This window comes from Burkholderia sp. Ac-20392 (assembly GCF_017104585.1).
In the GTDB taxonomy this organism is placed as follows: domain Bacteria; phylum Pseudomonadota; class Gammaproteobacteria; order Burkholderiales; family Burkholderiaceae; genus Burkholderia; species Burkholderia lata.
In genome coordinates this window covers 1-6,203 of record NZ_JAAGPB010000482.1, presented here as the reverse complement: position 1 = coordinate 6,203, position 6,203 = coordinate 1, and the positions used below count along the sequence as shown (strand labels likewise).

The following is a 6,203-nucleotide window of genomic DNA, read 5'->3' as shown; positions in this document are numbered from 1 at the left end:
GCCGGAGGGATCGGCGCGGGCGGGGTCGGCATGCTGCGCTGGGGCGCGGTCGGCTTCAACCAGCCCGACGGCGCAACAGGTTCCACGTGCGGACGCGGCGGCGTACTGCTGCGCGGCTTCGGTCGCGCCTGTGGGTCGGGTTTCCACAGCGTCGGGCGCGAATACCGGCCGTTCTGGCGCGGCGCCATCGAATTGACGGTATGTGCGGTGGTCGGCTGGACGACATCATCGTCGCGATGCAACGCGCTGCGCGGCAGGTCGGCGATGCCGCGCGCTTCGTCGTCACCGCCGTCGCGCGCCAGCTTGACGCCGAACGACGTGTCGACCCACGCGGCGAACTGCCGCCAGCCGATGCCGGTCAGCCAGGGCAACCCGGCGAAGAACAGCACGACCATCGCGACCGGCGTGCCGATCGGGCCGAGCACGTGGGCGAAGCCTGCCGAGAACGCATGGCCGAGCGCGTTCGTGTCGGGGCCCGACAGCGGGCTCGTCAACGTGCAGCTCGCCACGAATACCGCGGCGAAGCCGAGCCATAGACGGATCGAGCCGCGGCCGGCAAGCCCGACACCGCCAGGCAGCATCGCCTGCACGAGACGCCAGAAGAGAAGGAGGAACCAGACGGCGGAGATGCCGAACCAGCCGAAGACAACCGTGTGCATGCTTTGAAACAGGAGTGGGGAGGGGCGCGCGGGGCGCGACCCGCCGAGTTTAACCGGCCGGCGAACAAGACTCTAACGCGGCGTGCATCCGATTCACGCCGCGCGACGCGTGTGCCTGGCACACGCGCGTGGCGCGCCACGCGAAGGCGGTCGGTCGGCCTTCGCGCGCGCCGTGCATCAGGGGCTCCGGTGCGTGAAGGTCAGCGTTGCGCCGGAAGTGGTCACGATCTGCAATTGCTGGGGCTCGCGCATCTGCACGCCGGTCTTGTCGACATGGGCGAGTGCGTCGAGGTACGCGGTTTCGAGCTGGCCGCCGAGCGTATTCGGGCAGGCCATCCGCGTGCCGGCGAGCGGCCCGAAGCTCAACAGGCCGTTCTTGATCGCGTAGGTGCCCATGTAGCGATTGCAGCCCGAGAACCCGCTGGCGCGCCGGATGCCCGAGTCGGTCGACAGCGCGAGCTTGATCGGCTCGCCGTTGTCGCCGTGCGGGATCGCGCGCTGCGTGCCGTCGGCATTCAGCCAGCTGGTGAGTTCCCAGTTCGTGTCGTCGAGCAGCTGGACGGCGGCCGGGTTGTACGGGTCGGGCGCGGGGGCGGCGGAATCGGGGTGGGTCGGCATCGCGCAGGCGGCGAGAAGCGTGGCAAGCGTCAACGCGCAGAGCGGCGCGCGCAACGGGCGAAGCAGGCCGGTGCGTGCGCGTGCGGCGGCGGACAGGTGGGACATGAGCCTCGTTCCTCATCGGATTCTGATCAAGGCGTAAGAGTAACGCACCCGCCCCGCGGCAGGCGAGCCGACACTTCACGCGTGAAAACGTTCGCAGCCTGCTTGCGAGCGGCCCGCGGCCGGTTGCCGGCACGGTGAAACGCGCAAAACCGGTGTCGTGGCGCGTGTTAACATCGGAGCCGTTTTCGTCCTCCACCAGAAGCGGGTAATCACATGCAGATCGGTCAGCGGCTCGGTACGCCGCTCTCACCCTCGGCCACGCGCGTCATGCTGCTTGGCGCCGGCGAACTCGGCAAGGAAGTCATCATCGCGTTGCAGCGGCTCGGCGTCGAAGTCGTCGCGGTCGACCGCTATCCGGACGCACCGGGCCACCAGGTCGCGCATCGCGCGCACGTGATCGACATGACGGACGCCGCCGCGCTGCGGGCGATCGTCGAAGCCGAACGCCCGCACCTGATCGTGCCCGAGATCGAGGCGATCGCGACCGACGCACTCGCGGCGATCGAGGCGGCCGGCCTCGCCGAGGTGATCCCGACCGCGCGCGCGACGCAGCTCACGATGAACCGCGAAGGGATCCGCCGGCTTGCGGCCGAGGAGCTCGGCCTGCCGACCTCGCCATATGCGTTCGCCGATTCGTTCGAGGCGTTCAGCGCGGCGGTCGCGAAGATCGGCATGCCGTGCGTCGTGAAGCCCGTGATGTCGTCGTCGGGCAAGGGCCAGTCGGTCATGAAGACCGAGGCCGACGTGAAGCCGGCGTGGGACTACGCGATGGCGGGCGGACGTGTGAACCACGGCCGCGTGATCGTCGAGGGCTTCATCGATTTCGACTACGAGATCACGCAGCTCACCGTGCGCGCGATCGATCCGGCGACGGACGCCACGCGCACCTACTTCTGCGAGCCGGTCGGCCACGTGCAGGTCGCGGGCGACTACGTCGAGTCGTGGCAGCCGCAGCCGATGAGCGCGGTGGCGCTCGAGAAGTCGCGCGAGATCGCGCACAAGGTCACCGAGGCGCTCGGCGGGCGCGGCATGTTCGGCGTCGAGCTGTTCGTGCGCGGCGACGACGTGTGGTTCTCCGAGGTGAGCCCGCGGCCGCACGATACGGGCCTCGTCACGCTCGCGTCGCAGCGCCAGTCGGAATTCGAGTTGCACGCGCGTGCGATTCTCGGGCTGCCGGTCGATCCGGCGCTCGGTACGCCGGCCGCGTCGGCCGTGATCTACGGCGGGCTCGACGAGCGCGGGATCGCGTTCGAAGGCGTGCGTGAAGCGCTCGCGGTGCCGGGCGCCGACCTGCGCCTGTTCGGCAAGCCGGAAAGTTTTGCGAAGCGGCGCATGGGTGTCGCGCTGGCGACCGGCGCGACCGTCGACGAAGCCCGCGAACGCGCGAAGCGCGCGGCCGCGGCCGTCCGGCCCGTGTCGGCACGCTGACGTATACAGGAGACGACGATGACGCCGAAGTGGCTGCGTATCGGAAAGCTGGCCGCCGCGCTGGCGCTTGCAGTGAACCTCGCGGGTTGCGGCCTCGCGGCCGCCCCGTGCCGGGTAGCCTCGGCCGGGCTCAAGATCGTGCCGCTCGTCGGCCATGTCGCGGCCGCACCGACCGACGCGTGTGCCGGCGTCATCGATCCCTGATCACGATACCCGACCCGATCGCCAACAATAATCACGCGCCCCGCGAGGGCGCGTTTCCACCCGTCTCGTGAGAGGACCTGCATGATTCGCCAAACCCTCGCCGCGCTCGCGCTTGCCGGCACGGCCGTTTCCGTCGCGCATGCCGCGCAACTGACCGTCGAAGAGATCGACGCCGATTCCCGCCAGTTCACCGTCTACCAGTGCGCGAACCAGAAGCAGCCGGTGCGCGTGTCGTACTGGCTCGCAGGCAACGGCCAGAGCTTCGCGCTCGTGCCAGTCAACGGCAAGCAGATGCTGTTCGTCGACACCGTGTCGGCGTCGGGCGCGCGCTACCAGGCCGGCCGCTATACGTGGTGGACGAAGGGCAAGGAAGCGACGCTGCGCGACGAGATCGCAGACCAGAACTCGCCGCCGCTGCTGGGCGACTGCGTCCAGGTCGAGAAGAAAAAGAAGAAGGGCTGAGCGCCGGGCGGGAACGTGGATTGTGCTGCCGGTGCCCGCTGGCGGCCGGCTCCCGGGCCTGACGGCCCGGCACGCGGGCTGGCGGCGCGTGATCGGATAAGACGATCCACGATCAGACCCCTTAAATTGCCCACTGGCCGATCGGGATAGTCCGATCGGGCCATCCGTCTGCCGCGCAGGCCTGCCCGGGCCTGCCGCGCCAACCGCCATGGCGGCCGTTCGCGGCGTTGTCACGGACAGATGGCCGCGCAGTGCTACAATACGCCCCTTTCCGCCGGCATTCGCGCCGAACGGAGTCCGCACGGCCTGGCGTCCAGCGTTCGTATTGAACCGGTCCCAAGCGCCAGAGCGGCGCCGCGCGGCGCGCCGCGGCTCCGTCTATTTCCGAATTGTGATGAGCGCAGGCCCGGCTGGCCTGACGCACGATGTCCCCGCCGCGCCTTTTGAGCGAAACGCCACCATGTCCGATTCTGTCGCCAAGCCCGTCGACGCAACCTTCGATCAATTCGGCCTTGCCGCCGATATCCTGAAAGCCATTGCGGAGCAGGGCTATACGACGCCGACGCCGATCCAGGCGCAGGCCATTCCGGTCGTGCTCGCCGGCCGCGACGTCATGGGCGCCGCGCAAACGGGTACCGGCAAGACCGCGAGTTTCTCGCTGCCGATCATCCAGCGCCTGCTGCCGCAAGCCAACACGAGCGCGTCTCCGGCTCGCCACCCGGTGCGTGCGCTGATCCTCACGCCGACCCGCGAACTCGCCGACCAGGTCGCCGCGAACGTGCACGCGTATGCGAAGCACACGCCGCTGCGCAGCGCGGTCGTGTTCGGCGGTGTCGACATGAACCCGCAGTCGGCAGAGTTGCGCCGCGGCGTCGAGGTCCTGATCGCGACGCCGGGCCGCCTGCTCGACCACGTGCAGCAGAAGACGGCGAATCTCGGCCAGGTGCAGATCCTCGTGCTCGACGAAGCCGACCGGATGCTCGACATGGGCTTCCTGCCCGACCTGCAGCGCATCCTGAACCTGCTGCCGAAGGAGCGCCAGACGCTGCTGTTCTCCGCCACCTTCTCGGGCGAAATCAAGAAGCTCGCGTCGACCTACCTGCGCAACCCGCAGACGATCGAGGTCGCGCGCAGCAACTCGACGAACGCGAACGTCACGCAGATCGTCTACGACGTCGCCGAAGGCGACAAGCAGGCGGCCGTCGTGCAGTTGCTGCGCGATCGCGGCCTCAAGCAGGTGATCGTGTTCTGCAACAGCAAGATCGGCGCAAGCCGGCTTGCGCGCAATCTCGAGCGCGACGGCGTGGTCGCGTCGGCGATCCACGGCGACAAGACGCAGATCGAACGGATGCAGGCACTCGACGCGTTCAAGCGCGGCGAGATCGAGGCGCTGGTCGCGACCGACGTGGCCGCGCGCGGCCTCGACATCGCCGAGTTGCCGGCCGTGATCAACTTCGACCTGCCGTTCAGCGCGGAAGACTACGTGCACCGGATCGGCCGTACCGGCCGCGCGGGTGCGACGGGCGACGCGCTGTCGCTGTGCAGCCCGAACGAGCGCAAGCAGCTCGCCGATATCGAGAAGCTGATCAAGCGTCCGCTCGAAATGCAGACGCTCGCACTCGACAAACCGGCACGCCATCGTCACGACGAGCGCGGCAACGACCGCGGCAACGACCGCGGCGGCGATCGCAACAGCGAGCGCGGTGGTGAGCGGGGCGGTGAGCGTGGTGGCGAACGCGGCGGTCGTCGCGATCGCGACGAGCATCGTGGTGCGTCGGCGGGGCGCCGGACGGGCGGTTCGGAGCGCGGTCATCACCGTCGCCACGAAGCGCCGGTCGACGATTTCTTCCTGAAGCCGTACGAGCCGTCGGCGCCGGCGAAGCAGCAGGACGACGCGCAGCCTGCGCAGCAGCCCGAGAAGAAGGGGCCGAAGCGTCAGGTCGCCGCACTGCTCGGCGGGTTCGGGATGCCGCGCAAGCCGTCGGCGTAAGCCTGGCGGATGTGACGGTGCGGCGCGCGAGCGCCGCAGGAGAAGCGGGTGCATGCGATGAGCATGTGCCCGTTTTTCATTGGGGCTGCGGTTTGATGGGGGAGAGGCCGCGGGGCGCCGGTAGCGGGCGATGCAGTCGGCATCCGGCTCACGCCCGGTCGCCGAGAAACCGGCGCGCTGCGTGCGTTAGCCGGCCTGCGGCCCGAAGCGCATCGCCCACGCGGCCGTGGCGGCGGCGTAGAACGAATCGAGCGTCGTGCCCGCGAGCGCACCGTCGGGCGCGAGGCCCAGATGCGCGGCTGCGGCCTGCAGCGCCGGCAGCGGATCGTCACGTTCGAGCGCGGTCGCGCCCGTCTGCTTGCTGAGCTTTTCGCCGTGCGCGTCGACGACGACGGGCACGTGCAGGTACTGCGGCGTCGGCACGCCGAGGCAGTGCTGCAGGTAAATCTGGCGCGCGGTCGAGTCGAGCAGGTCGGCGCCGCGCACGACGTGCGTGATGTGCGCCTCGGCATCGTCGACCACGACCGCGAGCTGATAGGCCCATTGGCCGTCCGCGCGCTTCAGCACGAAATCGCCGACTTCGGTCGCGAGGTTCTGCGATTGCGTGTGCTGCCAGCGATCGTCGAACGTGACGATCGCGTCGTCGCCGTCCGGCACGCGCAGCCGCCACGCGCGCGCGGGCTTGCCGTGCAGGCCGGTGCGGCAGGTGCCCGGGTAGGCGAGCGTCGTGTGGCGCA

The 6,203-nt window shown here is 69.5% G+C and carries 6 protein-coding genes and 1 pseudogene; 4 read left to right on the top strand and 3 right to left on the bottom strand.

Annotated elements, in window-relative coordinates; all coding sequences use genetic code 11:
- Positions 1–659, bottom strand: a pseudogene (locus G3N99_RS32625) (DNA translocase FtsK); the annotation flags it as partial.
- Positions 660–836: 177 nt separating this feature from the next.
- Entirely contained in the window at positions 837–1,382 is a 546-nt protein-coding gene (locus tag G3N99_RS32620) for an META domain-containing protein (protein WP_174947425.1), read from the bottom strand.
- Between the two features lie 213 nt (positions 1,383–1,595).
- Here G3N99_RS32620 and purT point away from each other — a divergent pair, with 213 nt between their 5' ends.
- From purT to G3N99_RS32600, 4 genes are all read left to right on the top strand, one after another.
- Positions 1,596–2,810, top strand: a complete 1,215-nt coding sequence (gene purT / locus G3N99_RS32615) for a formate-dependent phosphoribosylglycinamide formyltransferase (RefSeq protein ID WP_206124431.1) — start codon at positions 1,596–1,598, stop codon at positions 2,808–2,810.
- Between the two features lie 18 nt (positions 2,811–2,828).
- Positions 2,829–3,014, top strand: a complete 186-nt coding sequence (locus G3N99_RS32610; protein ID WP_011352780.1) for a DUF6726 family protein — start codon at positions 2,829–2,831, stop codon at positions 3,012–3,014.
- Between the two features lie 81 nt (positions 3,015–3,095).
- Positions 3,096–3,476 carry an MliC family protein gene (locus tag G3N99_RS32605; protein ID WP_069257242.1) on the top strand — a complete coding sequence of 127 codons (381 nt, stop codon included), beginning with the start codon at positions 3,096–3,098 and terminating at the stop codon, positions 3,474–3,476.
- A gap of 394 nt (positions 3,477–3,870) precedes the next feature.
- Complete coding sequence (locus G3N99_RS32600) at positions 3,871–5,466, top strand: DEAD/DEAH box helicase (RefSeq protein WP_206124430.1); 1,596 nt, start codon at positions 3,871–3,873, stop codon at positions 5,464–5,466.
- A gap of 186 nt (positions 5,467–5,652) precedes the next feature.
- Here G3N99_RS32600 and G3N99_RS32595 read toward each other — a convergent pair.
- Positions 5,653–6,203 (bottom strand): glutamate--tRNA ligase family protein (locus tag G3N99_RS32595; protein ID WP_241011969.1); only part of this gene is annotated, 551 nt, incomplete at its 5' end.